At 64.6% G+C, this 24,975-nt stretch carries 17 protein-coding genes and 1 pseudogene; 11 read left to right on the forward strand and 7 right to left on the reverse strand.

Annotated elements, in window-relative coordinates:
* The first annotated feature begins 269 nt into the window (after nucleotides 1-269).
* Both JOZ76_RS08890 and ftsZ read left to right on the forward strand, forming a co-directional pair.
* Nucleotides 270-764, forward strand: coding sequence for a hypothetical protein (locus JOZ76_RS08890; protein ID WP_291698254.1), 495 nt, complete (start codon nucleotides 270-272; stop codon nucleotides 762-764).
* A gap of 44 nt (nucleotides 765-808) precedes the next feature.
* Nucleotides 809-1,759: pseudogene (gene ftsZ / locus JOZ76_RS08895) on the forward strand (cell division protein FtsZ); the annotation flags it as partial.
* 315 nt (nucleotides 1,760-2,074) lie between these two features.
* Here the strand turns inward: ftsZ and JOZ76_RS08900 are convergent.
* Nucleotides 2,075-2,971: a LysR family transcriptional regulator gene (locus JOZ76_RS08900; protein WP_291698255.1), complete on the reverse strand. Its 897-nt coding sequence runs from the start codon at nucleotides 2,969-2,971 to the stop codon at nucleotides 2,075-2,077.
* A gap of 249 nt (nucleotides 2,972-3,220) precedes the next feature.
* Between JOZ76_RS08900 and JOZ76_RS08905 the strand changes: the two genes are divergently transcribed.
* Genes JOZ76_RS08905 through JOZ76_RS08925 form a run of 5 tightly spaced genes read left to right on the forward strand, consistent with a single transcriptional unit; the run spans nucleotide 3,221 to nucleotide 9,187 of the window.
* Entirely contained in the window at nucleotides 3,221-3,709 is a 489-nt protein-coding gene (locus JOZ76_RS08905; protein WP_291698256.1) for a formate dehydrogenase subunit gamma, read from the forward strand.
* A complete protein-coding gene (locus JOZ76_RS08910; RefSeq protein ID WP_291698257.1) occupies nucleotides 3,706-5,262 on the forward strand; it encodes a formate dehydrogenase beta subunit in 1,557 nt (518 codons plus the stop codon). The genes JOZ76_RS08905 and JOZ76_RS08910 overlap by 4 nt, the downstream gene beginning before the upstream one ends.
* Nucleotides 5,263-5,276: 14 nt before the next feature.
* Entirely contained in the window at nucleotides 5,277-8,150 is a 2,874-nt protein-coding gene (fdhF, locus tag JOZ76_RS08915) for a formate dehydrogenase subunit alpha (RefSeq protein WP_291698258.1), read from the forward strand.
* Nucleotides 8,151-8,154: 4 nt separating this feature from the next.
* Entirely contained in the window at nucleotides 8,155-8,985 is an 831-nt protein-coding gene (gene fdhD / locus JOZ76_RS08920; protein ID WP_291698259.1) for a formate dehydrogenase accessory sulfurtransferase FdhD, read from the forward strand.
* Complete coding sequence (locus JOZ76_RS08925; protein ID WP_291698260.1) at nucleotides 8,975-9,187, forward strand: formate dehydrogenase subunit delta; 213 nt, start codon at nucleotides 8,975-8,977, stop codon at nucleotides 9,185-9,187. Before fdhD ends, JOZ76_RS08925 begins: the two co-directional genes overlap by 11 nt.
* A gap of 161 nt (nucleotides 9,188-9,348) precedes the next feature.
* Here the strand turns inward: JOZ76_RS08925 and JOZ76_RS08930 are convergent, their stop codons facing one another.
* Both JOZ76_RS08930 and JOZ76_RS08935 read right to left on the reverse strand, forming a co-directional pair.
* A complete protein-coding gene (locus JOZ76_RS08930) occupies nucleotides 9,349-9,651 on the reverse strand; it encodes a hypothetical protein (protein ID WP_291698261.1) in 303 nt (100 codons plus the stop codon).
* 248 nt (nucleotides 9,652-9,899) lie between these two features.
* Complete coding sequence (locus JOZ76_RS08935; RefSeq protein ID WP_291698262.1) at nucleotides 9,900-10,163, reverse strand: hypothetical protein; 264 nt, start codon at nucleotides 10,161-10,163, stop codon at nucleotides 9,900-9,902.
* 348 nt (nucleotides 10,164-10,511) lie between these two features.
* On the opposite strand from JOZ76_RS08935, the gene JOZ76_RS08940 reads away from it, so the two are divergent.
* Nucleotides 10,512-10,910, forward strand: coding sequence for a BlaI/MecI/CopY family transcriptional regulator (locus tag JOZ76_RS08940; RefSeq protein ID WP_291698263.1), 399 nt, complete (start codon nucleotides 10,512-10,514; stop codon nucleotides 10,908-10,910).
* Nucleotides 10,910-13,147 (forward strand): M56 family metallopeptidase, encoded by a 2,238-nt coding sequence (locus JOZ76_RS08945; RefSeq protein WP_291698264.1) that lies wholly within the window; start codon nucleotides 10,910-10,912, stop codon nucleotides 13,145-13,147. The genes JOZ76_RS08940 and JOZ76_RS08945 overlap by 1 nt, the downstream gene beginning before the upstream one ends.
* Before the next feature lie 51 nt (nucleotides 13,148-13,198).
* On the opposite strand, the gene JOZ76_RS08950 is transcribed toward JOZ76_RS08945, so the two are convergent.
* Both JOZ76_RS08950 and JOZ76_RS08955 read right to left on the reverse strand, forming a co-directional pair.
* Entirely contained in the window at nucleotides 13,199-16,171 is a 2,973-nt protein-coding gene (locus JOZ76_RS08950; protein ID WP_291698265.1) for a bifunctional [glutamine synthetase] adenylyltransferase/[glutamine synthetase]-adenylyl-L-tyrosine phosphorylase, read from the reverse strand.
* Nucleotides 16,172-16,234: 63 nt separating this feature from the next.
* Nucleotides 16,235-17,698: a sensor histidine kinase gene (locus tag JOZ76_RS08955; RefSeq protein ID WP_291698266.1), complete on the reverse strand. Its 1,464-nt coding sequence runs from the start codon at nucleotides 17,696-17,698 to the stop codon at nucleotides 16,235-16,237.
* Nucleotides 17,699-18,190: 492 nt separating this feature from the next.
* Between JOZ76_RS08955 and JOZ76_RS08960 the strand changes: the two genes are divergently transcribed.
* Together JOZ76_RS08960 and JOZ76_RS08965 are read left to right on the forward strand one after the other, a co-directional pair.
* Nucleotides 18,191-19,996, forward strand: coding sequence for a hypothetical protein (locus JOZ76_RS08960; protein WP_291698267.1), 1,806 nt, complete (start codon nucleotides 18,191-18,193; stop codon nucleotides 19,994-19,996).
* A 289-nt stretch (nucleotides 19,997-20,285) separates the two neighbouring features.
* Entirely contained in the window at nucleotides 20,286-22,652 is a 2,367-nt protein-coding gene (locus tag JOZ76_RS08965; protein ID WP_291698268.1) for a polysaccharide biosynthesis tyrosine autokinase, read from the forward strand.
* A gap of 105 nt (nucleotides 22,653-22,757) precedes the next feature.
* On the opposite strand, the gene JOZ76_RS08970 is transcribed toward JOZ76_RS08965, so the two are convergent.
* Nucleotides 22,758-23,120, reverse strand: coding sequence for a transposase (locus tag JOZ76_RS08970; RefSeq protein ID WP_291698269.1), 363 nt, complete (start codon nucleotides 23,118-23,120; stop codon nucleotides 22,758-22,760).
* 264 nt (nucleotides 23,121-23,384) lie between these two features.
* Nucleotides 23,385-24,830, reverse strand: a complete 1,446-nt coding sequence (locus JOZ76_RS08975) for an undecaprenyl-phosphate glucose phosphotransferase (RefSeq protein WP_291698270.1) — start codon at nucleotides 24,828-24,830, stop codon at nucleotides 23,385-23,387.
* Nucleotides 24,831-24,975 lie beyond the last annotated feature (145 nt).

Raw genomic sequence — 24,975 nt, forward strand, 5'->3', positions numbered from 1 at the left:
CCGCTCGAAAAAGTCTTGCCACTGGCGCCATGATCCATGGCGTGGTGGAAACGACACCTTGATGCTTGGTGCGAGATTGTTTCGCAAGGCCTCGCATCGGCCGCCGTTTTTCGAGTCCAAAGCAATGGCCTGCCGTCTGCCGGCGGCCGGCGCGTTCAGGTGGAGAGATGCACGGCGTGTTAACCACCTATTAACCATACGCGCCTAGCCTTGCCTGATCGTCCGGTCATCAGCCGATTGCCACCCGGTTCGTTCCAGGAGAACAGCCGATGCCCATTGAGACGCTGACATATGCCGCACTTGGCGCCCGCCTGAACATCTCGGCGCAGGCCGCCCGTTCCCTGGCCAAGCGCCTTCACTTGCCGCGTTCGCTTTCGGACCACGGCAAGGCCCTGGTGACTGTTGATCTCGCCGAGATTCGACACGCGCCACGACCAGCCGGCCGTCGCCGGCCAGACAACGCGATCCGGCTCGGAGCCAGGATCGCATCATTGGAAGCCAACATCGCGCAGCTCGAGCTCGCCGCCGCCGGCCACCGTGCCGATTTCGAACGCGAGCGCGAGCGCGCCGATCGGCTGCTCGTCGAGCTCTTGCAGGCGACCGCCGAAACCACGGCGGCCAAGGAAGCGGCGGCACGGCTCGAAGGTGCGCTGCGGACCAGCGGCCGGCTTGCCGGCCCGGTCGAAGGCGCCGGACAGGCGCAGCGCCGCCTCGGACATCTGGCCGCGGATCTAGTGGCAGGAGACCGCAAGGCCTGCAGATAGATGCGTTTCATTCCCCACGCTTGCAATGGGATCGTGAGGCAGACATGACGGACATCACCGATATTCGCGAGATGAAGGCGCGCATCGTCGTGTTCGGGGTCGGTGGCGCCGGCGGCAACGCCGTCAACAACATGGTCGCGGCCGGGCTCGAAGGCGTCGAGTTCATCGTCGCCAACACCGATGCCCAGGCGCTCACCATGTCAAGGGCCGAGCGCGTCATCCAGATGGGAACCCAGGTGACCGGCGGTCTTGGCGCCGGCGCGCAGCCCGAGGTCGGACGCGCCGCGGCCGAAGAGACCACCGAGGTGATCCGCAATCATCTGGCCGGCGCGCATATGGTGTTTGTGACCGCCGGCATGGGCGGCGGCACCGGCACCGGCGCGGCGCCCATCATCGCGAGAACCGCGCGCGAGCTCGGCATCCTCACCATCGGCGTCGTGACAAAACCGTTCCAGTTCGAGGGCCAGCGGCGGATGCGCTTTGCCGAAGCCGGCATCGCGGAGCTCCTGAAGGCCGTGGACACCCTTTTGGTCATCCCGAACCAGAACCTGTTCCGCGTGGCGAACGAGAAGACGACATTCACCGACGCCTTCGCCATGGCCGATCAGGTGCTCTATTCGGGGGTGGCCTGCATCAGCGACCTCGTCGTCAAGGAAGGCCTGATCAATCTCGATTTTGCCGACGTGCTCTCCGTCATGCGCGAAAAGGGCCGCGCCATGATGGGCCGCGGCGAGGCGTCCGGCGACAAGCGCGTGCTGAATGCCGCCGTCGCCGCAATCTCGAATCCGCTGATCGAGGATCCCTCGATCAAGCGTGCCAGCGGCCTGATCATTTCCATCACCGGCGGACGGGATCTGACGCTGTTCGAGGTCGACGAAGCCGCGAGCCGGATTCGCGACGAGGCCGACCAAGACGCCAATATCATCGTCGGCGCGACGTTCGACGACAGCCTGAAGGACATCGTCCGCGTCTCGGTGGTGGCGACCGGCATCGACAATCTCGGGGCGCCGCGCCAGGTCGAGGATGGCTCGCTCAGCGCGCTTGCCGCGCGGCTGCGCAGCGACAACCGCCGCACCGCCGATCGCATCATGCGCGGCGCCGCGCCGCCGCCAGTCGCGAGCACGCCGCTGCGCACCGCGGCCCGGCTGCCCGACGCGCGTCCGCCAAAACCCCTTTCGGAATGCGTGCGCCAGGCCGTTCCGCAGGGCCTCGATCCCTATGGCCGCCTCTCGGCGGTGCGCAATTCCGTCGACAGGGTTTTGGATATTCCGGCCTTCCTGACCCGCAAGGCGAGATGATCGGACTGCCGGCTACTCCGTCTGCAGCGAGGGGGCGACCTCGCGCGCGACATGCACCAGCGCCGCGATCAGCGGCGTCATCGGGTCGCGCTGCGGGATCACAAGCCCGACATTGTAGGTCACGGTCGGATCGACGATCGGGATGGTGCGGACCCGGTCCGAAAAGCCCAGGGTCTCCGCGAGCTTTGCCGGCATCACGCTGGCCCAGCGGCCGGTCTTGACGTGCGTGTAGAGCACGATCATCGAATTGGACGTCAGCGTCGGCGTCGCCTCGACGCCCACCGTCCGCAGCGCACGATCGATGATGCGGCGGTTCTGCATGTCCGGCGTGAGCAGGCAGAGCGGCACCTGCCCGACCTCCTTCCAGGTCACCTGCTTGCGGTCGCCGAACATGCCGTCCGGCGAGGTCAACAAATAATAGCTCTCGCTGTAGAGCGGGATCGAACGCGCTTTGCCGATCGGCTCATTCTCGATGTAGGTCAGGGCGGCGTCGACCTCGAGATTCTCCAAGAGCGCGAGCGCCGTGATGGACGTGCAGGACACGATGCGGAAACGCACGTTGGGGTGTCGCGCGCGAAACGGCGTAGTCAGCGAGGCGACCATGCCGAGCGCGGTCGGGATCGCGGCAATCGCGATTTCGCCGGACAGTCCGTCCTTGAGCGTATTGATCTCCTGGCGCATCGCGCGCGCGTCGCCGACGATGCGCCGCGCCCAGTCGAGCACCCGTTCGCCCTCCGGCGTAAAGCCCTGGAAACGCGAGCCCCGCTGCACCAACATCACGCCGAGAATCTCCTCGAGCTGCTTCAGGCTCGTCGACATCGTCGGCTGCGTCACGCCGCAGGCCTCCGCGGCGCGCCCGAAATGCCGCTCTTTTGCCAGCGCCAGGAGAAGTTCGAGTTTGTCGATCAACTCAGAAAAGCCCTTTCGGATCGGGGTTCAGAATGCAGGCCATCATGACTATCACGGCAACACCATGGCAGACACGCCAAAAGGCCGTATTTTCATCGGCTCCATACACTCATTGCGTTTGTCTATCATTCAATTTCCAGCATCAATCAATGCGCTTTCTCTATCGCAGCATGAGACAGCTTTATTGATATTTTGAGGGATTCAATCTTTGATCGAATGCAATGATTTGCCTTCGACAGAGAGCCAGGAATGACGCCTCCATACGAGTCCCGATATGAGCCTTGGGATCCCGCACGCGGGTCCGAAATCATCGCCGAGCATGCCAAGCGCGAAGGTGCGACGCTGGTGATCCTGCACGCGCTGCAGGAGGCTTTCGGGCACATCCCGGAGCCCGCAATCCCGATGGTCGCCTCGGCGCTGAACCTGTCCCGGGCCGAGGTTTACGGTGTGTTTACGTTTTACCACGACTTCCGCGCCAAGCCCGCGGGTCGTCACGTGCTGAAACTGTGTCGTGCGGAAGCCTGCCAGGCCGCCGGCGGCGATGCGCTGGCTGCGCGGGCGGAACAGAAGCTCGGCATCGCGCTTGGCAACACCACTGCCGACGAGCGGCTGACGCTGGAGCCGATCTATTGCCTCGGCCTGTGTGCGACAGCGCCGTCGGCCATGCTCGACGGCCGCTTGATCGGCCGCCTCAACGAGGCCCGCATCGATGCGATCGTTGCGGAGACCCAGCGATGACCTTGCGCCTCTACGTTCCCCGCGACGCCGGCGCAGTTGCGGTCGGCGCCGACGAAGTCGCGCTGGCTCTCGAGCAGGCTGCGGCTAAACGCAGCATCGCGATTGAAATCATCAGGACCGGTTCGCGCGGCCTCTATTGGCTGGAGCCGATGGTCGAGTTCGCAACGCCGGCCGGCCGCGTGGCGTTCGGACCCGTCACGGTGGCCGGCGCCCCCGCCCTACTCGAAGCCATGACGGCCGACGGCGCGCATCCCCTGCGGCTCGGCCTCGCCGACGAGATCCCCTGGCTGAAGCGGCAGACGCGCCTGACCTTCGCCCGCTGCGGCGTGATCGATCCGCGCTCGCTCGACCACTATCGCGCCCATGGCGGCTACAAGGGCCTGAAGCGCGCATTGTCGCTCGGCCCCGACACGATTCTGGCCGAAGTCACCGCCTCCGGCCTGCGCGGCCGCGGCGGCGCAGGCTTTCCGACCGGCATCAAATGGAAGACCGTCGCGCAGGCCATGGCCGACCGCAAATACATCGTCTGCAACGCCGACGAAGGCGACAGCGGCACGTTTGCCGACCGCATGATCATGGAAGGCGATCCGTTCCTCGTCATCGAAGGCATGACCATTGCGGCGATCGCGGTCGGCGCCAGCAAGGGCTACATCTACATCCGTTCGGAATATCCGCATGCGGTCGAGGCGATGAATGCGGCCATTTCCGCCGCGCGCCGCGCGGGCTATCTCGGCCGGCGCACCGGTGACGCGACGCGGTCGTTCGACCTCGAGGTCCGGGTTGGCGCCGGCGCCTATGTCTGCGGCGAGGAGACTTCGCTCTTGGAGAGCCTGGAAGGACGCCGCGGCATCGTGCGCGCAAAACCGCCGCTGCCGGCACATCACGGCCTGTTCGGCAAGCCGACCGTCATCAACAACGTGCTGTCGTTTGCCGCGGTCCCCTTCGTGCTCACTGAGGGTGCGAAAGCCTATGCCGATTTCGGCATGGGCCGCTCGCGCGGCACGATGCCGATCCAGCTCGCCGGCAACATCCGCCGTGGCGGGCTGTTCGAGACCGCCTTCGGCGTCACGCTCGGCGAACTCGTCGACGAGATCGGCGGCGGCACGCTCTCGGGCCGTCCCGTGCGCGCGGTGCAGGTCGGCGGCCCGCTCGGCGCCTATTTCCCCCGCGCGCTGTTCGACACGCCGTTCGACTATGAGGCTTTCGCGGCCCGCGACGGCCTGATCGGCCATGGCGGCATCGTGGTGTTCGACGACAGCGTCGACATGGCCAAGCAGGCGCGGTTTGCGATGGAGTTTTGTGCCATCGAATCCTGCGGCAAGTGCACGCCGTGCCGGATCGGCTCGACGCGCGGGGTGGAGACCATCGACAAAATCGTTCGCGGCGAACGGGTCGCGGAGAATCGCGCCGTGGTCGAAGACCTCTGCAACACCATGAAACTCGGCTCGCTCTGCGCGCTCGGCGGCTTCACGCCCTATCCCGTCATGAGCGCTCTCAAACATTTCTCGGAAGATTTCGGCCCCGCGCCGACGCGCCTGCAGGCCGCGGAATAAGAAGGATCATCGCAATGTCCCTGATCGAAGAAACCGATTTCGGCACCCCGCGCTCCAAATCCGAGACCATGGTGACGCTGACCATCGACGGCCAGAGCGTCACCGTGCCCGAGGGCACTTCGATCATGCGCGCGGCGATGGAAGCCGGCACAAAAATCCCAAAACTCTGCGCGACCGACATGGTCGACGCCTTCGGCTCCTGCCGGCTCTGCCTCATCGAGATCGAAGGCCGCGCAGGCACGCCGGCCTCCTGCACCACGCCGGCCATGGACGGGCTGGTCGTGCACACCCAGACCGAGCGGCTCAAAAAGCTGCGCAAGGGCGTGATGGAGCTCTATATCTCCGACCATCCGCTGGACTGCCTGACCTGCGCCGCCAATGGCGACTGCGAATTGCAGGACATGGCGGGCGCGGTCGGCCTGCGCGATGTGCGCTACGGCTACCAGGGCGAGAACCATGTCTTTGCCGAAGCGAAGGGCGAGGCCAATGCGGCCTGGATGCCGAAGGACGAGAGCAACCCCTATTTCACCTACGATCCCTCGAAATGCATCGTTTGCTCGCGTTGCGTGCGTGCCTGCGAGGAGGTGCAAGGCACCTTTGCCCTGACCATCTCCGGCCGCGGCTTTGACAGCCGCGTCTCGCCCAGCATGAGCGAGAGTTTTCTCGGCTCGGAATGCGTCTCCTGCGGCGCCTGTGTGCAGGCCTGCCCGACCGCAACGCTGACCGAAAAATCCGTCATCGAGATCGGGCAGCCCGAGCATTCCGTGGTGACGACCTGCGCGTATTGCGGCGTCGGCTGTGCCTTCAAGGCGGAGATGCGCGGCGAGGAAGTGGTGCGCATGGTGCCCTACAAGGACGGCAAGGCCAATCGCGGTCATTCCTGCGTCAAGGGCCGCTTCGCCTGGGGCTACACCACCCACAAGGAACGCATCCTGAAACCCATGATCCGCGAGACCATCGCCGAGCCCTGGCGCGAAGTCTCCTGGGGCGAGGCGTTCGGCTTCGCCGCGGGCAAGCTGAAATCGATCCAGGCCAAATATGGGCGCGACGCGATCGGCGGCATCACCTCGTCCCGCTGCACCAATGAAGAAACCTATTTGGTGCAGAAACTGGTCCGCGCCGGCTTTGGCAACAACAATGTCGACACCTGCGCCCGGGTCTGCCATTCGCCGACCGGCTATGGCCTTGCGACCACCTTTGGCACCTCGGCCGGGACGCAGGATTTCGACTCGGTCGAGCACACCGATGTTGCCATGATCATCGGCGCCAACCCGGCCTCCGCGCATCCCGTGTTCGCCTCGCGCTTAAAGAAGCGGCTGCGCCAGGGTGCAAAACTGATCGTGATCGATCCGCGCCGCACCGAAATGGTGGACGCACCGCATGTCAAGGCGCTGCATCTGCCGCTGCTGCCCGGCACCAATGTCGCCGTGCTCACGGCGATCGCCCATGTCATCGTCACCGAGGGTCTCGCCAACGAGGCTTTTGTGCGCGAGCGCTGCGACTGGAGCGAGTTCGAGGACTGGGCGGCTTTCGTGTCGCAGCCGAAGAACAGCCCGGAAGCGACCGCGATCATGACCGGCGTCGACCCGAAGGACCTGCGTGAAGCGGCGCGGCTCTATGCCACCGGCGGCAATGGCGCAATCTATTATGGGCTCGGTGTCACCGAGCACAGCCAGGGTTCGACCACCGTGATCGCGATCGCCAATCTCGCGATGGCGACCGGCAATATCGGCCGCCCCGGCGTCGGCGTGAACCCGCTGCGCGGCCAGAACAACGTGCAGGGCTCCTGCGACATGGGGTCGTTCCCGCACGAGCTTCCCGGCTACCGGCACATCTCCGGCGACGCGGTGCGCGAATCTTTTGAGGCGCTGTGGCAGGTCAAGCTCAATCCCGAACCGGGCCTGCGCATCCCGAACATGTTCGACGCCGCGATCGATGGCTCGTTCAAGGGCCTCTATGTGCAGGGCGAGGATATCCTGCAATCCGATCCCAACACCAGCCATGTGGTCGCGGCGCTCTCGGCGATGGAATGCGTCATCGTTCATGATCTGTTTTTGAACGAGACCGCGAACTACGCCCATGTGTTCCTGCCGGGCTCGACCTTCCTCGAGAAAGACGGCACCTTCACCAACGCCGAGCGGCGCATCCAGCGCGTGCGCAAGGTGATGAGCCCGCGCAACGGCCTCGCCGACTGGGAGGTGACGATCGGCCTCGGCAAGGCGATGGGCTTTGACATGAACTACGCTCATCCCTCAGAGATCATGGACGAGATCGCGGCGCTGACGCCGACCTTTGCCGGCGTCTCCTTCGCCAAGCTGGATGAGCTGGGCTCGGTGCAGTGGCCCTGCAACGACAAGGCGCCGGAAGGCACGCCGGTGATGCATATCGCCGGCTTCGTGCGCGGCAAGGGCAAGTTCGTCGTGACCGAATATGTCGCGACCGACGAGCGTACCGCTCCACGCTTCCCGCTGCTGCTCACCACCGGCCGCATCCTCAGCCAGTACAATGTCGGCGCACAGACCCGCCGCACCGAGAACGTGGTCTGGCACGACGAGGACCGGCTGGAGATCCATCCGCACGATGCCGAGCAGCGCGGCGTGCGCGACGGCGACTGGGTGCGGCTCAAGAGCCGCGCCGGCGAGACCACATTGCGGGCCGAGATCACCGACCGCGTGGCACCGGGCGTGGTTTACACCACATTCCATCATCCGGACACGCAGGCCAACGTGATCACGACCGAGTATTCGGACTGGGCGACCAATTGTCCGGAGTACAAGGTCACGGCCGTGCAGGTGTCGCCGTCGAACGGTCCCTCGGACTGGCAGAAGGCCTACGACGCGCAGGCGCGGCAGTCGCGGCGGATCGCTCATGTCGAAGCGGCCGAGTAATCAGATGCACCAACCCATCCGCGTCGCAGGCCGCCTGGGCTGGCGCAATGGCCACGTCGAGGACGGCGCACGCGCCGTCCCCGAGGAGACGGCTGTGGCGCTAACCTACAATGGCGGCAGCTACGCCGTGATGATGGCGACGCCGCAGGACCTGACCGATTTCGCGATCGGCTTTTCCTTGAGCGAAGGCATCGTGCAGTCGCCGTCCGACGTCCTGTCGCTCGAGATCATCGACCTCGATGATGGTATCGAATTGCGCATGTGGCTGGCGCAGGACAAGGCCGACCTCGTCAACGAGCGGCGGCGCCTGATCGCCGGCCCGACCGGTTGCGGGCTGTGCGGCATCGATTCCATCGCGGAGGCGGTCCGGCCGGCCGCGATCGTGGCCGCGGGACGCTCGTTTGCCCCGCGCGAGGTGATGACGGCGCTGGCCGGCCTCGCACCGCTGCAGGAGATCAACGCGCGTACCCGCGCCGTGCACGCGGCAGCCTTCTGGACGCCCTCGCATGGCACCGTTGCGCTGCGCGAGGACGTCGGGCGCCACAATGCGCTGGACAAGCTCGCCGGCGCGCTGGCGCGGCACGACATCGCGACTGGCGATGGCATGGTCGTGCTGACCAGCCGCGTTTCCGTCGAGATGGTGCAGAAGGCCGCGACCATCGGTGTGCCGGTCGTCGTCGCGGTGTCCGCGCCGACCGCGCTCGCGATCCGCACGGCGGACGCCGCCGGGATCACGCTGGTCGCGGTCGCGCGCTCCGATGGCTTTGAAATCTTCACGCATCCAGAGCGCATCGCCGCGCACGCACACGCGAGGGAACCCGCTGATGTCGGCTGACCGGCTGATCTACATGGCCAACCAGATCGGAAAATTCTTTCAGAGCCAGGGCCACGACAAGGCCGTGGCCGGAATTGCCGAACACATCAGGAAATTCTGGGACCCCCGGATGCGAAAGGGCATCTTTGCCCATCTCGATGCCGGCGGCGCCGGGCTTGACCCCAATGTCCGCGAGGCGATCGAAACGCTGAAGAAGGCGTGAAGAGTGCTGGTGCTCCCGTCCCCCCGTTGCGGTCCTGTTGCGGGAGGAGTCGGGTGGGGGTCAGCGGCGGCGGTCTTCACTGGGGGCTACCCCCCCTCCTCCGCAAGGGGGGACGGAGCGCACCTCCGATGCGGCTCCGGTTCACGCTGATCAAATCTGCCCTATCGTGCGGCTGAGACTCCCAAGACAGGGCGAGGCAAACGTTGTTGCGTTGGCCGCATGTCGCGACGCGATCGATTCAACGCGTCTGCCCCTCGCCCCGCAACGACCGGATCGTTGTCGCCGAGTGTGGTCCGCTCGCGGGACAGGCCGCCCATGACGGTCCGCATCTTCAGGAGCTCCTGCGCTACGAAGCTGCAGTCCTCGTTCCGGTTGATCTGTTCACGCATGATGGCTTCGGTCTCGCGCATGCTGACGCGCAGTGATCTGATGATTCGACGGATTTCGCTGATACGGTTGTCCATGGTTCGCTCCTTGCGGGACCTATAAGAACAAAACATGAACATACAGTCAAGGGGAATAGCCGGCTGGCTGGAAGATTGCCCTCCCCGGGATGGGGAGGGTGATGTGTCCGCGGCCGGACCGGATCAATCGAAAATCGCGCCCGACATTACCGTTTGAGCCTGATCCTTCGCCCGATGCGCGAGAGCATCGCTTTTCGGAGCGCGCTTCGCAATTTGCCGAACGCGCTCCTTCGGGTCCGAATCATGATCTAATAGCGTCCGTCCTGCCGGGCACGGAAGGCGAGCGCAGCGCGCAGCTCATTGACGGCGGCACGGGAGGCGTTCAGAGCAGCCCCCTTGTGGCCTCCAAAATCGTTCGGCGCATTTTCCATGTAATTGATCGCGTCCTCGAGGTCGCGAATGGCTTGCGCGATGCGGGGATGCATCTGGGCTTCGCTCTGAGCATATGCGGTCGGCACGCTCAGCGTCGCCAGCAGCAGGGATGACGCGAGAACTCCAGCAAATCGTCTCATAATAGGCTCCAGTTTCAAGTGCTTCCCTTCAAGTCGCTCCTCGCTCGGGGATGGCCTTGCGCGATGAGCGGTGCATGCTAATGCTATGCATGATAACGTTACTTAATGCGACAATGGGTTGGAAATGGAGAAATCGTGATCGACGATGAACAACCCAGGCGCGTCCGACGTCGCCGCCGCTCGCAACGTCAGCTGGGATCGTTCATGAACATGACCGGCCGATGACTCGGCGTCCCCCGGGGCTTCGACGGCCGCCGGCGTGAGGTTCTGCCCACGACGATCCGATCTGGTGGGTGGCGCGCCGATATGCTATGACACATAGCGTTATTGGCCGTGATGGGAGAGCGGATGGCGACGATCCGCGACAAGGACGACGAGTTCGAGGATCTCGGTGACCTCCAGCGTGAGGTCGTGCAGGTGGTGTGGGCGCATGCGCCGGTCACCGCGGAGGTGGTCCGCGCGCGCCTCTCCCGTCCCCTCAAGGAATCCACCGTCCGCACCGTGCTGCGGCGGCTGGAGGAAAAAGGCTACATCACTCACACCGTCGACGGCCGCACCTTCGTGTACGACACGGCCGCGCGGCGCGGGCAGGTCGCCGCCCGCGCCGTGCGCCGGATCGTCGACTGGGTCTGCAACGGCTCGATCGAAGAGGTTTTGGTCGGAATGGTCGATCAGAACATGATCGACTGGAAGCAGCTACGCATGTTTGCGGACAGGCGGGGACGGCGCAAGCGGGAACGCAAGTGATGCTGGCGTTCCTTGCTGAGGCGGCGCTCCGGTCGATGGCCCTCGGCACCGTGGCCTGGCTGGCCCTGAAACTGATGCGGCTGCGTCATCCGCACCTGCAGATGACGGTCTGGACGGTCGTGCTGGTGATGTCCGTGACGATGCCGATCCTGATGCCGTGGATGAAGCTGACGATCCCGCTGCCCCCCGCGGCTCCGACCACGGTCAGGGTCACCTGGGTCGACCTGCCCGGGATCACCACGCAGCCACCGCTCCGGATGGCGCGCGTCGGCATCACGGCGCCGGCACCGCCGGATAGCGCCGCCACCGCGCCTCCGCACCGGAGCGAATGGCAATGGGCGACGATCGGCCTCTATCTCTATGTCGGCGTGAGCGGGGCGATGTTGCTCCGACTGATCGCCGGCCTCGCACTAATGGGATACGTGGTCAGGGTTGCCCGCAGACTCCCCGACCGATCGAGCGACGGTGACGTGCGCGTCAGCGACTTCGTGACCGTGCCGGTCACGTTCGCCTCGACCATCCTGCTGCCGGCTGCACACACCGCGTGGAGCGCGCGCAAGCTCGAGGCGGCGCTGCTCCATGAAAGGTCCCATGTCTCGCATGGGGACTTCTATGTGCTGCTGCTCGCATCGATCAACCGCGCCGTGTTCTGGTTCAGTCCTTTTGCCTGGTGGCTGTTCCTCTGCCTGGCTGATCTCGCGGAGGCCGTCAGCGACGATGCCGCGATTGCAGGACTTGCCGGGGACCGTAGCGGCTATGCGAACGTTCTGATCGAGATGGCGGCGGCCCCACAGCGGTTGCCGGCCGGTCTTGCCATGGCGCATCCGCGCACCCTCCATCGGCGCGTCCGGCGCATCCTCGCGGAAAGCAACGTCCCGAAGCCGATCGACTGGCGTCGAGGCCTCGCGATCATGGCGGCCTTCGTGCCGCTCTCGGCCCTCAGCACGATGACCATCGCGCAAGGTGGTGCGCCTGCCATGCGCGAGAGCGCGACGATCGCGAAGGCGCTGGACGGCTATGTTGGCCAGTACCAGATCGGCGTCGGCTCGCTGCTCAAGGTCACGCGCGACGGCGAACGGCTGCTTGCGCAATGGAGCGGCCAGCCGACGCTCGAATTGACGCGCGCGGGCGAGGACGAGTTCGTCAATGCATCGGCACAAGCGAGCCTCAGCTTCATCCGCTCCGATGGCGGCGGGGTATCCAGCGCGAGATTGCGTGAACCGGGTTTGGGCCAGATCGGCGGCCCGCGCGTCGACGCCGCGACAGCCGCCGAGCTCGAGGCCACGTTCCAGCGGCGCGACGCCACGAGGCCGGACCGCTTTCGTGACCAGACCCCGATGCCGGGCGGCGCGACGCTGGTCGCCCGCACGATCGAAGCGCTGCGCGGCGATACGATCAACGCGCAGGACATGGCCGCGCGCCTCACCGACAAATTGCGCGGACTGCTGCCCAATTTCCACAGGTGGCTGCCGGCACTCGGCGCCGTGAAGCAAATCTCCTTCGGCGGCGTCGGGCCTGGCGGCTACGACATCTACATCGTCAAATTCGCGCAAGGGTGGGCGGATCTCAGGCTCTATCCGACGCCCGACGGCAGGCTCGAAGATCTCAATTTCACCCCGGTCGGCGACGGTAGGCCGGGTCGAATCGCAGCGTGTGCGGAGGAGATCACCCTCAAGGTCCCTGCCAGCCCCGTTCCGATCAAGCTGTCGCTGATCAACCGCAGCGGCGCCGAGGTGCGGCTGTTCTGGCTCAACGCCGACGGCGAGCGCGTGCCCTATGCGACGATCGAGAATGACGCGTCGATGCGGATCTGGGGCCCCGTCAGCCGCCCCTATGTGATATCGGATCCCGCCGGGCAATGCCGCGACATCCTGCTGCCCGGCGAGACGACGCGCATTCATGTGATCGCACCGATCGGCGTCTCGTCTGCGCCGAGAACGACGCCGCTGCCGGGAAGCCGCGAGGCGCTCGCGCGGCATATCGACGCCGTTCGCCGTGGCGCTCCGGATTATGATCGGATGACGGCCGAGGTCGCGGCGCAGACGCGCCTGTACCTACCGTTGCAGCAGAGCTTGCTCGCGAGACTGGGTGACTTGCGGCAGCTCGCGTTTCGCGGTGTCAGCCTGGCCGGAAACGACCTGTACACCGCCAGCTTCGCCAGCGGCTCGGTCACATGGCAGATCGGCTTGCTCGACGGCGGGCGGATCGGGGCCGTTGCCCCCGGTCCAGAATATTGAGGACGCCGCGGCCTGTGCGGCCGGTCGCATCCAACATCATTGATCTCTGCGCTACCCTCCCTCCACCACGGCCCTGAAGACGCGGCGGACCTCGGCCTGGGTGTCCTTCACCCGCGCCACCAGCGCAGAAAAGTCGGGCGCGTCGCCGGCGCGCGCCATGACGCGCAAAAGGCTCTCGCCGGCAGTGTCCGGAACGAAGCGCTCGCTGACGCAAAGCCGGAGGATCTGCGTCAGGTCGTGATAGAGCCGCGCCGCCGGACGCAGCACGTCGGCAGCGGCATGCGGCAGGACGCCGAGCCGCTCGGCATTGTCGAGCACTTTTGAGGTCGAGACGTCGAGAATGTCGGCATGCTCGGCGCCATGCACGAGCTGCAGATATTGCGCGACGAAGTCGATGTCGAGCAGGCCGCCGGCGGCATATTTCAGATCCCAGAAATCCTTCTCGCCCTTCTCCTGGGCGATGGCACGGCGCATGTCGGCGACATCCTTGGCAATCCCCGAGCGCTCGCGCGATCGCGTCAGGGCATCGCGGATGATCGCTTCAATGCGGACGCGGAACTCGGGCGACGAGGCGGAGATCACCCGCGCCCGCGTCAGCGCCATGTGCTCCCAGGTCCAGGCCTCCCGCTCCTGATACTGCGCAAATGACGCAACATGCGACGCAAGCGGGCCGGCGCGCCCCGAGGGACGCAGCCGCATGTCGATCTCATACAGCACGCCGTAATTGGTACGCGTGGTGAACGCTGAGATCAGCCGCTGCGTCAGGCGCGCGAAATAATGCGCGCCCTGCAGCGACCGTTCGCCATCGGAATCGGGCTGCTCGGGATCGAAATCATAGAGCAGGATCAGATCGAGATCGGAGGACGCCGTCATTTCGCGGCTGCCGAGCCGACCCATGGCGATGATCGCCGTCTCCTGCCCCCTGATACGGCCGTGTTGTTCGGCAAAGCGCTCGGCGACCAGGCGGTGCACCGTGCTCACGATGCCCTCGGCGACGTCCGCAAAGGCGGTGCTTGCCTGCTGGGCCGAGACCGTGCCCGAGAGGATGCGCGTGCCGATCAGGAACAGGCTTTCCTGCCCGAACAGCCGCAGCCGGTCCAAGAACTCCTCGTAGGAGGAGGCATCCTTCAGCGTTGCCGCAAGCCGCTCCGACAATTCGCGCTGGTCCGGCATCGCGCCGAAAAAGCGCGGATCGATCAGCCCGTCCATCAGCTGCGGCTGCCGCGCCAGCATGTCGCCGAGCCGCGGCGCTGCGCCGAGCACGAGCGCAACCAGCGCCACGAGGTCGCTGTTCTGGCCGAGCAGCGAGAACAGCCGCCCGCCCCGCTGCAAGGCCTGCAGGAAACGGTCGAAGGTGACCACAGCGCGGTCCGGCTCCTCGGCATGCGCCAGGCCATCGATCAGCGCGGGTACGAAATCGGCAAAGGCGCTCCGCGCCGCTTCGGTTCGGAAGGCACGATATTCGCCGGCCAGCCAATGGGCTGATGTCTGCGCCACCACCACCGGCTCCTTGAAGCCGAGTGTTGCAAGGTGATCAAGAAGTCGCGCGTCCTCGGGCCCCGCACGGTAATCAACCGGCGGCAGTTTTGCAGTTCCGGTCGGATCGCCTTCGAACAGCTTTGCATAATGGCCCTGCACGATCGTGAGATGACCGAGGAGATCGCGGGCGAAGGCGGCGCGGTCCTGGTAGCCGAGGAAGTTTGCGAAACGCGCGACCAAATCGGCATCCTCGGGCAGGCTGTGGGTCTGCTCGTCGGCGACCATCTGCAGGCGATGCTCGACGCGCCGCAGGAACCGGTAGGCCGCGCTTAGCTCGTCGCGGGCCTCAAAGGTGATCCAATTGCTCGACGCGAGCACGGAAAGCGCCTCCAGCGTCGGCCGCACCCGCAGCTCGGCATGCCGCCCGCCGGCGATCAGCTGCTGGGTCTGGGCGAAGAATTCGATCTCGCGGATGCCGCCGGGGCCGATCTTGACGTTGTGCCCTTCGACGGCGATCCCGTTCTGGCCGCGATAGACCTGCATCTGCCGCTTCATATCGTGCACGTCGGCGAGCGCGGCAAAGTCGAGATGCTTGCGCCAGACGAACGGCGAGAGCTCGGCCAGCGTCGCCTCGGCGGCGCGGAGGTCGCCGGCGACCGGCCGCGCCTTGATCATTGCGGCGCGCTCCCAGGTCCGCCCTTCCCGCTCGTAGTAGTGCAGTGCAGCGGCCGTCGAGATCGCAACCTGGGTCGAGGCCGGATCGGGCCGCAGCCGGAGGTCGACCCGGAACACGTAGCCGCCGCCGGTGCGCTGCTGCAGCAGGCGCGCGAGCGCCTGCGTGACGCGGGCGAAGAACGGCTGCGGTTCGATTCCGCCCGCCAGCGAGTTGACCTCGGCATCGAAGAACACGATCAAGTCGATGTCGCTCGAATAGTTCAGTTCACCGGCGCCCATCTTGCCCATGGCCAGCACGAACAGGCCGCTGTTCTCTTCCGGATGATCCCAATCCGATGGCAACAAACGGCCGCGCTCGACCTCCTGGGCCAAGAGATAGCCGAGGGCCATCTTCACGGCGCCGACGGCGAGCGCCGTCAGCGCCTCGGTCACCCGCATGACCGGCCAGACGCCGCCGATATCGCACAGCGCGATCAACAGCGCGGCCTCGGACTTCATCGCGCGAAGCGCCCCCATCAACTCGGCCTCGCTGTGCGCGGCCGCGACATCACGCGCCGCCGCCTGCATCAGCGTCTCGAGATGGACATCCGGATCGCTGGCGAGCAGCCGGACCAGCCGGGCGGCATCGGCTGCCACGAGATCGAAAAGATAGGGCGAGAACTCGGCAATGCCTAACAGGAGGCGCCCTGCGAGGGGATCATCCAGAAACCCTCTGATCGCCGCCGCCTCCGCGGGGGCGACACCAGCCAGCCAGTCCCGCAGGCGTGCGCCGGCGGCCTCGGGCGCCGGCACATGCGGCGCTTCGACAAGTCGCGTCACCAGAGAGGTGGAGGATGGGGCATCCGCCAACGGATCTTTCCACGCCGTCATCAGGAACTTCGAAGATAAAGCGGCACGCGCCGGCCCGCTTGATGCCAGGTCGAAAGCGCGCGATTACGCTGATGTCTTTGACATATCCTGACTTTGTGCCGCAAGCCTGTCAGGCGCACCCGGGCGGGCGGGAATGGCGAGCGTTGCGACCAGCCCGGGATGTGCGTCACCGAGCCGCAGGTGGCCATCATGGAGGGTCGCCACCGCCGAGGCCAGGCTCAGTCCCAGACCGGAACCCGGCTGGCTCCGGCTCGCATCCAGCCGCACAAACCGCTCCACCGCGTGCTTGCGATCTCCCTCCGGAATCCCAGGGCCGTGATCGGTCACGCTGAGCAGCACCTCGCCAGCCTCGCGCCGGGCCTCGATCAGGATCTCCCGGTTTGCGGCGACGGCACCGGCGCTGAGCGACTGTGCCACCGAGACAGGCTTGCCGTATTTGATGGCGTTCTCGACCAGGTTGGCGAGGGCCTGGCTGATCAGTTCGCGGTTGCCATGCATGGGCGCAAAGGAGGTGCTGACCTTCAACGTCATGCCGCCGTCCTCGGCCAGCGGCTCGTAGAGCTCGTGGATGCCGTTCGCGACTTCGGAGGCATCGAAATCGTCCATGTTGTCGCGCGCTTGGCCGGACTCGGCGCGCGCGATCATCAGAAGCGCATTGAAGGTGCGGATCAGCCCGTCGGACTCCTCGATGGTGCGCTCCAGCGCCGTGCGGTATTCGGCCTCCGAGCAGGAACTCGCCAGTGCCTCCTCGGCGCGATTGCGCAGCCGCGTCAGTGGGGTCTTGAGGTCATGGGCGATGTTGTCGGAAACCTCCTTAAGTCCCATCATCAACGCTTCAATGCGTTCCAGCATCGTGTTGAGATTGCTGGCAAGACGATCGAGCTCGTCGCCCGAGCGGCCGACCGGCAGCCGCCCGGAGAGGTCGCCGGCCATGATGCGCTGGGTGGTGCCGGTCATCGCATCGATGCGCTGCAGCACCCGCCGTGCGACGAAGATGCCGCCCCCGATGCCGAGCACGACGACGACCAGAATCGACCATTGCGCGGCCTTTGCGACGATGCCGAACAGCCGACGCCGCTCCTCGAGATCGCGCCCGATCAGCAGGCGGAAACCGTTGTCCAGCTCCGTCACCCGGACCAGCGCCCGGTGGTCCACATCGTCCTGACCGATCCGCCGGTACAGCGTTTCAGACCAGCCCTCGGTGCCCATCACGCCGGGCGCGAGCGAACCGACATTGCCAGCGATCGCCTGCCCTGTCGGCGTGGTGACGAGGTAAAGATTCGCGCCCGGCCTCAGCGCCCGGTACTCCATGGCGCGGACGAGGCCATGCAAGCCGCGCCGCGCGTAGATCTCGCTGATCTCGCCGGTTTCCGCATTCACCGTGGTCGTGATCTGCTCGGTGATCAGCCGCCGCGTGTTCCAGGCGAAATAGCCGAGCAGCGAAGCCGCAAAAAGCGCAAACAGGAACAGATAGACGAGCGTCAGGCGAAACGCCGTGGTTCGGATCAGTTTACCGAAGGCCGTCACGGATCATGCTTCCATTCTGAACGCCGCGCCCTTTACCACCGGCCATGTCCCTTTTATTACCGTGAAATTCCAATTAGTTATGGCAGATCTCTGGTCCGATCGTCAAAATTGTCGAACGCTACCCAGCCTTGGCGAGAAAGCGGTCGCCGCCGCGGGTCGGCCCTGCTCCCCCGATGCTCCTATGTCCGGACCGGATCAGCGCGGAACGGTCCTCCGGCTGGACGAAAGCTCCTGACGATAGATGGTTAGCCCAAGAGAGACGTTAAAGCGGCGCCCGGTTCCGACCAAATTAAATCCCGGCAAGCTGGCGAGCACGCGAAGGACGCAGGTTTGATCTGGCTGCCCCCAAATCCGAGCATCGCGCCAGCAAAAATTTTTCCCCTTCTCTGTTGATAGCGCCCGGCCTGTTATTCAGGCGACACCATCCCCTACTAGGCCGTTGATGAAGTGCAACAAGCGTGCGCGCCGCGTGCGGTGGTTCAGAAATAACCTATGCGACCAGACAAGGCCCCTCTCCTCGGCATCGTCTCTCTAGGCCTTGTCTGTATCTTCTCGCCCTCCGGTTGCCATGGGCAAGCGGCCTCGACCATCGCGATCGATGCGGCGACGAAGATCATCGAAAGCAACGGCGGCGACGATCTTGCGACGCTGCAGAACATTTTCCAGGACGCCAACGCGCCGCAAGACGGCACCATCGATCCGATGAGCCAGATCATTGCCGATCTCAGGCTGAAGCGGATGCGCATCCTGGCGGCCGACGTCTATTGCGACCTGGACGCCAGCGGAAGTTTTGGCAACGTGCCCATTGATGCCAGCGGCCATCCGGGTGCGGTCGTGCCCGGCGACTGCGATCTGCTTGCCGAGCAGATCAATTGGGCACTGTCCAATCGATTAGCGCCACATGTTGCGCTCGCAAGTTCCATGCCGCTGAGCTTCGTGCAGTACGGGCCGGCCGAGACCTGGTCCGCCGATACGCTCGCCCGCTACAAGTCCTATGTGTCCCAGCTGGTCTCTTATGTCGTCAGGAAATCGTTCGATGCCGGCGCGCCGAACGGCGGCGCCTCCTCGGTGATCTTCGAGATCAGCAACGAAATCGATATCGCCGATCCGACGCCTGTGAATTTCTACGCTGCGACGCCACCGGACCCATCACTATTTGCGTTGCTGCCGCTCGGCGCATGGGGCCGGTTCCTGTGGTGGATCGATCCTGCGACCTATAACCTTCGGGAGTGGCCGATCGTCGACGCCAACTCATATCCCTACAGCATCGATCTCCGCCGGCTGGAGCACGGCATTGCGCCGCTGCAAAAAATCTTCGCGGACCAGATCGCTGCCATCAGGAACGATCCCCAATTCCAGGCGGCCTATCCCGGCAAGACCGTCGAAATCGCCGGCCCGGCCTTTGCCGGCGTCAGTTTCCATTACTATCCATTGCATGCGCTGCCGACCCTGGAGGAGCGCTTCCTCGATCAGATGCTCGATCCGAGCACCGACGTTGATCCGGCGACGGGGGTGGCGCGATTCAACACCTCGCTGGATCGCTTCTCGTTTCATTTCTACGGCGATTTCCAGAACGGCTGGGATGCAAATGCCGCCCGATATACGACCCTGAAATACCTCACCGACACCATCGGATCGAAATTGACTGCTCTCGGACATCCGGCGACGCCGCTCTTCCTTTCCGAATGGGGCCCCTCCGCCGACTCGACGAGCGACATCAACTATTCCCACAAGGGGGCGGCATGGGCTGCCGCCTTCCTGACGGAGGCCGTTCACGACAAGATCGGCGCGGGCTCGTTTCTCATGATGCACGACGGGATCGGCTCCCAGCCGGGCATGCTCGGGATGGCCAGCCTGATGTACAAGGCGATCGCCAGCGACGGTTCGGTCACCTATCACCCGAAACCGCCGGCGAACGTCTTCAAGATGTTCGCGATGATGTCGGGAACGCGCGACGCGATCGCGCTGCCCACAGATCTCGGGCTCGGTGCATTTGCCGCCAACGATGCGACCTCGGCGGGTGTCGTGGTCTACAACTACGACAGTACATTCACCGATACGGCCAAAACCTTCTCCGTCGAATTCGACAACCTGCCGTTCGACGGCACCGTGACGGTTCGTCGCTATCTCGTTGATGCCAGCACCAGCAATCTGGCGGCGTTCCTCTCGCAACCGGGGCAACCCGATCCCAGCCTGCAAATGGTCGAGCAGTTTTCCGCGGAGGTCCAGAACGGGCAGCTCGTTCTGTCGCCCCGGAGCCTGGGGCTGGGCGTCACGTTTTGGCAGGTCCTCAACTAGACGTGTGCGGGGACGACCCGAGCCCGCACCCGCAGCTTCGGCCGCGCCTGTGTTTTATCAAACTGTAGCAAAACCATCTTATTCATTCGATATTGGTAACATAACACATTAACGCTCCTCATTGCGGCGGTAAGAACGCCGCGAAAATGCTCCATCGACCAGGATACACGCTAACTGCGCACGTCACGCTGGCAGTGATGTCCGCCCAGCGTCCCTGATCGAAGCGGCTGTCACGGCCGAGGACGAAATCACCAGAGATCAACAAGGGCCGCTGAGGATCTGATTGACCATGAATGGGCTGTCGCGCACAACGACGATCGACCGCGTGGAGGACAGTGCCGCGGGAGACGCCTCGGCCACGATCGCCTCAGCGATCGAGCGGCTGACGGGATTCGCTCGCAGGCAGCGCCGGGTGCTGATCATCGGCCCGGCTGCCGCACTCCTGATCGGCCTCCTGTATCTGCTCGCCACCCCCTCGCAATACACCGCGACAACGACCCTGCTGATCGACAGCAATTCGCTGCGGGTTTTGCAGAACCAGCAGCAGCCTGTCGGTGACATGCCCCTCGACACGCTTCAGGTGGGATCGCAGGTCGAGATTCTCGAATCCGACAATGTTGCGCTTGCGGTCATCAGGAAGCTCAAACTGACCGATGACCCCGAATTCGTGAAGCCGGACACCGGACTATCGTCCTTCTTCCGCGGCGCCGCCTCGCCGGCGGACAAGGAGCAGAAAGCGCTCGATGAACTGGCCAACCATCGCAGCGTCGGGAGAATGGAACGAAGCTACGTGCTGAACGTCTCGTTCACCTCGCGCAATGCGACCACTGCAGCCAACGTCGCCAACGCCATCGCCGACGCCTATATCGACGATCAGCTCGAAGCCAAGGACCGGACCCGGCGTCGGGCGGGGACCTGGCTGCAGGAACGCATCAAGGAACTGAGGGCCCAGGTGACGTCGGCGGACCGTTCGGTTCTCGACTTCAAGGAGAAGAACAAGATCGTCGACTTCGGCGGATCGAACATGGCCGCCGGCCCCGGCGCTACGGCCCGTTTGATCGGCGAACAGCAGCTGTTCGAATTGAACAGCCAATTGGTGACGGCTCGGGGCGCAACCAGCGAGGCGCGAGCGCGCCAGGAACGGATCGAGCAGGTCCGCAAGATGGACGTCGGCGAGGCAGCCGTCGCCGACACGCTGCACAACGAGGTCATCACGCGGCTGCGCAATCAATATCTGGACCTCTCCGCCCGCGAAGCGAACCTGTCCGCGCGGTACGGGCTCGATCATCAGGCCGCCGCCAATCTCCGCGACCAGATGGCGGAACTGCGCAGGAATATCGGCGCGGAGCTCGGCCGCATCGCCGCGAGCTATCAGAGCGACTACGAGATCGCCAGGGCGCGCGAGGAGAATCTCGAGCGGGAGCTCGCAGGCCTGGTGACCGAGGGACAGGTGACCAATCGCGACCGGCTCGGGCTGGCGGAGCTCGAGAGCTACGCCAAGATCTACCATACCGTCTACGACAGTTTCCTTCAGCGCTACATGGATGCGATCCAGCAGCAATCGTTCCCGATCACCGAAGCGCGCGTCATCAGTGTCGCAACGCCGCCATCGCAAAAGAGCAAGCCGAACAACACCCTTGTGCTGGTGATCGCCGCCACGATGGGACTGATTGCCGGCATCGGGATCGCCGGTTTGCGGGAGGTGATCGACGGCGCATTCCGGACCCGGTCGCAGGTCGAACGGGCGCTGGGGATCAAATGCCTGTCGGTCATTCCGCTGCTGACCGCGCCACCTCTTCCCGCTCCCGCGGTGAACCGCACCGTGGAGGGGCCTGCTGCCGACGCCCGTGCATTGTCCGCGCCGGGAAGCCAGCCGAATGGCGTGGTGCCATCACCCGATGCCATCTCCTTCAGCTTTACCGACCCGATCCTGCGATATGTCGCCGACCATCCGCTGTCTCTGTTCTCCGAAGCGATCCGGGCGATCAAGGTTGCCGCGAGATTTCAGGGGGCGAGCGCGGACAACCAGGTGATCGGCGTCACCTCCGCACTCCCGAATGAGGGCAAGTCGACCATTGCCTGCAACCTCGCCGCTCTGATGGCCGATGCAAGCAAGCGCGTCATCCTGCTGGACGCGGACCTGCGCAATCCGACGCTCGCCCACGCCCTCAGCCCCGCGCCGGCCGTTGGGCTGATGGAGCTGCTCGCCGGCAAGGTCGAGCTTGCGAAAGCCGTCGGTCATGAGCCCGGCACCAATCTGGCCCTGCTTCCGCTCCTGCTCGCCGGACAGGTGGCGCATACCGACGAGATCCTGTCTTCGCGAGCCTTCAGCCATCTCATCGAGCAGCTTCGCCAACGTTACGACTACGTTATCGTCGATCTCCCGCCGCTGGCTCCCGTGGTCGATGTCCGCGCGGCGCTCCCGGTCATCGATTCACTGGTGTTCGTCGTCGAGTGGGGAAACACGAGGATCACCACCGTCGAGCATCACCTGATGGGGGAGGTAGAGATCCGCGATCGCCTGCTAGGCGTCGTGTTGAACAAGGCGAACCTCGCCGACATGGAACGGTTCGAGCAGCGTGGACTGTACCATGACGGGTACTATGCGAACCGCGGCTACAGTCGCGCCGACAGCGCCGCTAAGCGACTGACCTGAGCAAGCTCAGCAGGGGCGGTTGCGGAAAATAATTGCGCTGTTAGCGGCCATGGCGCCCAACCACTCGTGCTGTTGAAATCGTCACACAACCGTCACGGTAATTTGCTACCGGCTTTTGCTAGGCTTCCCATACGGAGCCTCTTGGCGCGCGCGGAGTTCGTCCTCAAGCCTCAGCTTATCCAACAGCATATCGGTGACGAGCCGCCTCAGGCGAGAGTTTTCGAGCTCCAGGCGCTTCAGTACACCATCGGTCTCCATCGCATCGGACGTATCGGCGGGACCCTCGATCTGGCCGCTCGCATGGGAATCGGCGGAGGCGTTCACCATTTTCTTCCAGCGATGATACGTCATGATGCTGACGCCGAGCGCCTTGCAAATTTCACGCTGGGTCTTGCCTTTCGCGGCCATTTCATGGGCCTGCGCCAGCTTGGTCGTGATCTCCCCCGAGGCATGCCGCCTGCCCGCCATGTCAGTCCTCTCCGGCCCGAATCGGGCAACCAAACGTCCCTGAGGAACCAATAAGCGAAAATTATCAAGTCTTTCAATAGGGCCCGTCGACATCCATCGGAGCCAAAGCCCCGTGCGGCTTCCGCAGAGCCCAGGCGGGCCGTCTGCAAAGCGACCGCTCAGCCGCACCGCGCGATCAGTTGCGGCAACCTAGCCCGAGCAATGCGGATATTCAAATGAGCGATCGTTAATTCATGATAAGGGAGGCGTCAGCTCTCGCCGCGCTCAATACGCATTCCTGCGCCGGATGACCTCAAAGAACGTCCTCACCATGATATAGAGATCGAGCCTCAAGCTCCAATTATCAATATACCATAGATCAAGTGCTATCCTCTGCTGCATCAGCTCCAGCCGCGGGGTTCCGCCACGAAATCCCCGCACCTGCGCCCACCCCGTGATCCCGGGCTTCACATGATGGCGAAAGGCATAGTTCGCGATCGTGCTGCCATATTCATGGTCGTGAACCAGTGCATGGGGACGTGGTCCCACGATCGACATGTGCCCCTGCAGCACATTCCACAGCTGCGGTAGCTCGTCGATGCTGGTCTCGCGCAGGAAGCGCCCGACACGGGTCACCCGTGGGTCCCCTTGCCTGGCCTGCACCACCGCGGCACCATCTTCCATTACCCTCATGGTCCGCAGCTTGTAGATGACGAACGATTTTCCGTTGAAACCGTGTCGTCGCTGCCGAAATATCACAGGCCCGTCGGTTTCCAGCATGATGGCGGCAGCCGCGACCAGAAGCACGGGCAGCAGCAGCAAGAGTCCCGTGGCCGCAACCGCCACATCCAGCATCCGCTTGGTCAGCCGCTCGACGGCGTTCAGCGGCGTGCGTTGCAGCTCCACCATGTATAGTCGCTGCGAGATGGCGGTCTGACGACGCAAGACGGTCGACACGGCGCGGTCCGGTAACAGCCGGACCGGAAGCGGCACCACGCGCAGCCGCCCGAGCAGCAGTTCGATGTCCTGCGGATGCGACCATGGCAAGGCGAGGATGATTTCCTCCGCAGCCAGGATCCTGATGCGATCGATCAGCGCATCGATCGGCGACTGCAGCACTTCAGCGCACAGCCTTGTCCCGTCGCCACGCGGCAACACGACCCGGCCGGTCTCCTCGAGGCCGAACCTCACCAGCAGGTCGCCCCGCGCGAGCCGCGCGAGTTCGTGCTGTGTGCCGAGCAAGACGGCACGCCGACCACGTATCGCGCCGCCGACCAGCGCGGATCGCAGCCGATTCTTGCCCAGGCGCCGCGCGAGCACGAGCAATAGTCCGCCAAGGACGAACAGGCAGACAACCGAGCCGCGCGAGGCCCCGGCGCTCGCCTTGAACAGGAACAGGATCACCGTCAGAACGAGAATGGCAAGACCCCAGCCGGTCCAGACCCGGCCGGCCTCCTGCTCGCCTTCGAGCAAGGCATTCAGCCGATAGAGGCCAAGACAATGCGCCGCGAGCACATAAGCAAGGCTCGCCACCAGTCCCAGTCCGGCACCGAGGCGGGGATCCGCGACGCTGCCATCCAGGATGAGCTGATAAAGCAAGCCGGCGAGCCCGCCGGCTCCCACGATCGCCACGACGTCCAGCGATGCGAACAGCGGCTCGATCGATCCAAAGGGAATGCTGACTCGCGCGCGCGGGCTCGCCAGTCTCGTCGTTTCACTTACGTGGGTCACGGGCTTTGTCACGCAAGTCCGGGTTGGGTGATCTGTTCCCGGTTATCACATAAATTATATCGTAAATATGATAGTTAACCAAAAACTAACAGGAACCGGATTTCCCTTCGTCCAAATGCGATCGGCCGGGCCGCTGCCACGCCGG

The organism is Bradyrhizobium sp. (genome assembly GCF_019244115.1).
Lineage (GTDB): Bacteria > Pseudomonadota > Alphaproteobacteria > Rhizobiales > Xanthobacteraceae > Bradyrhizobium.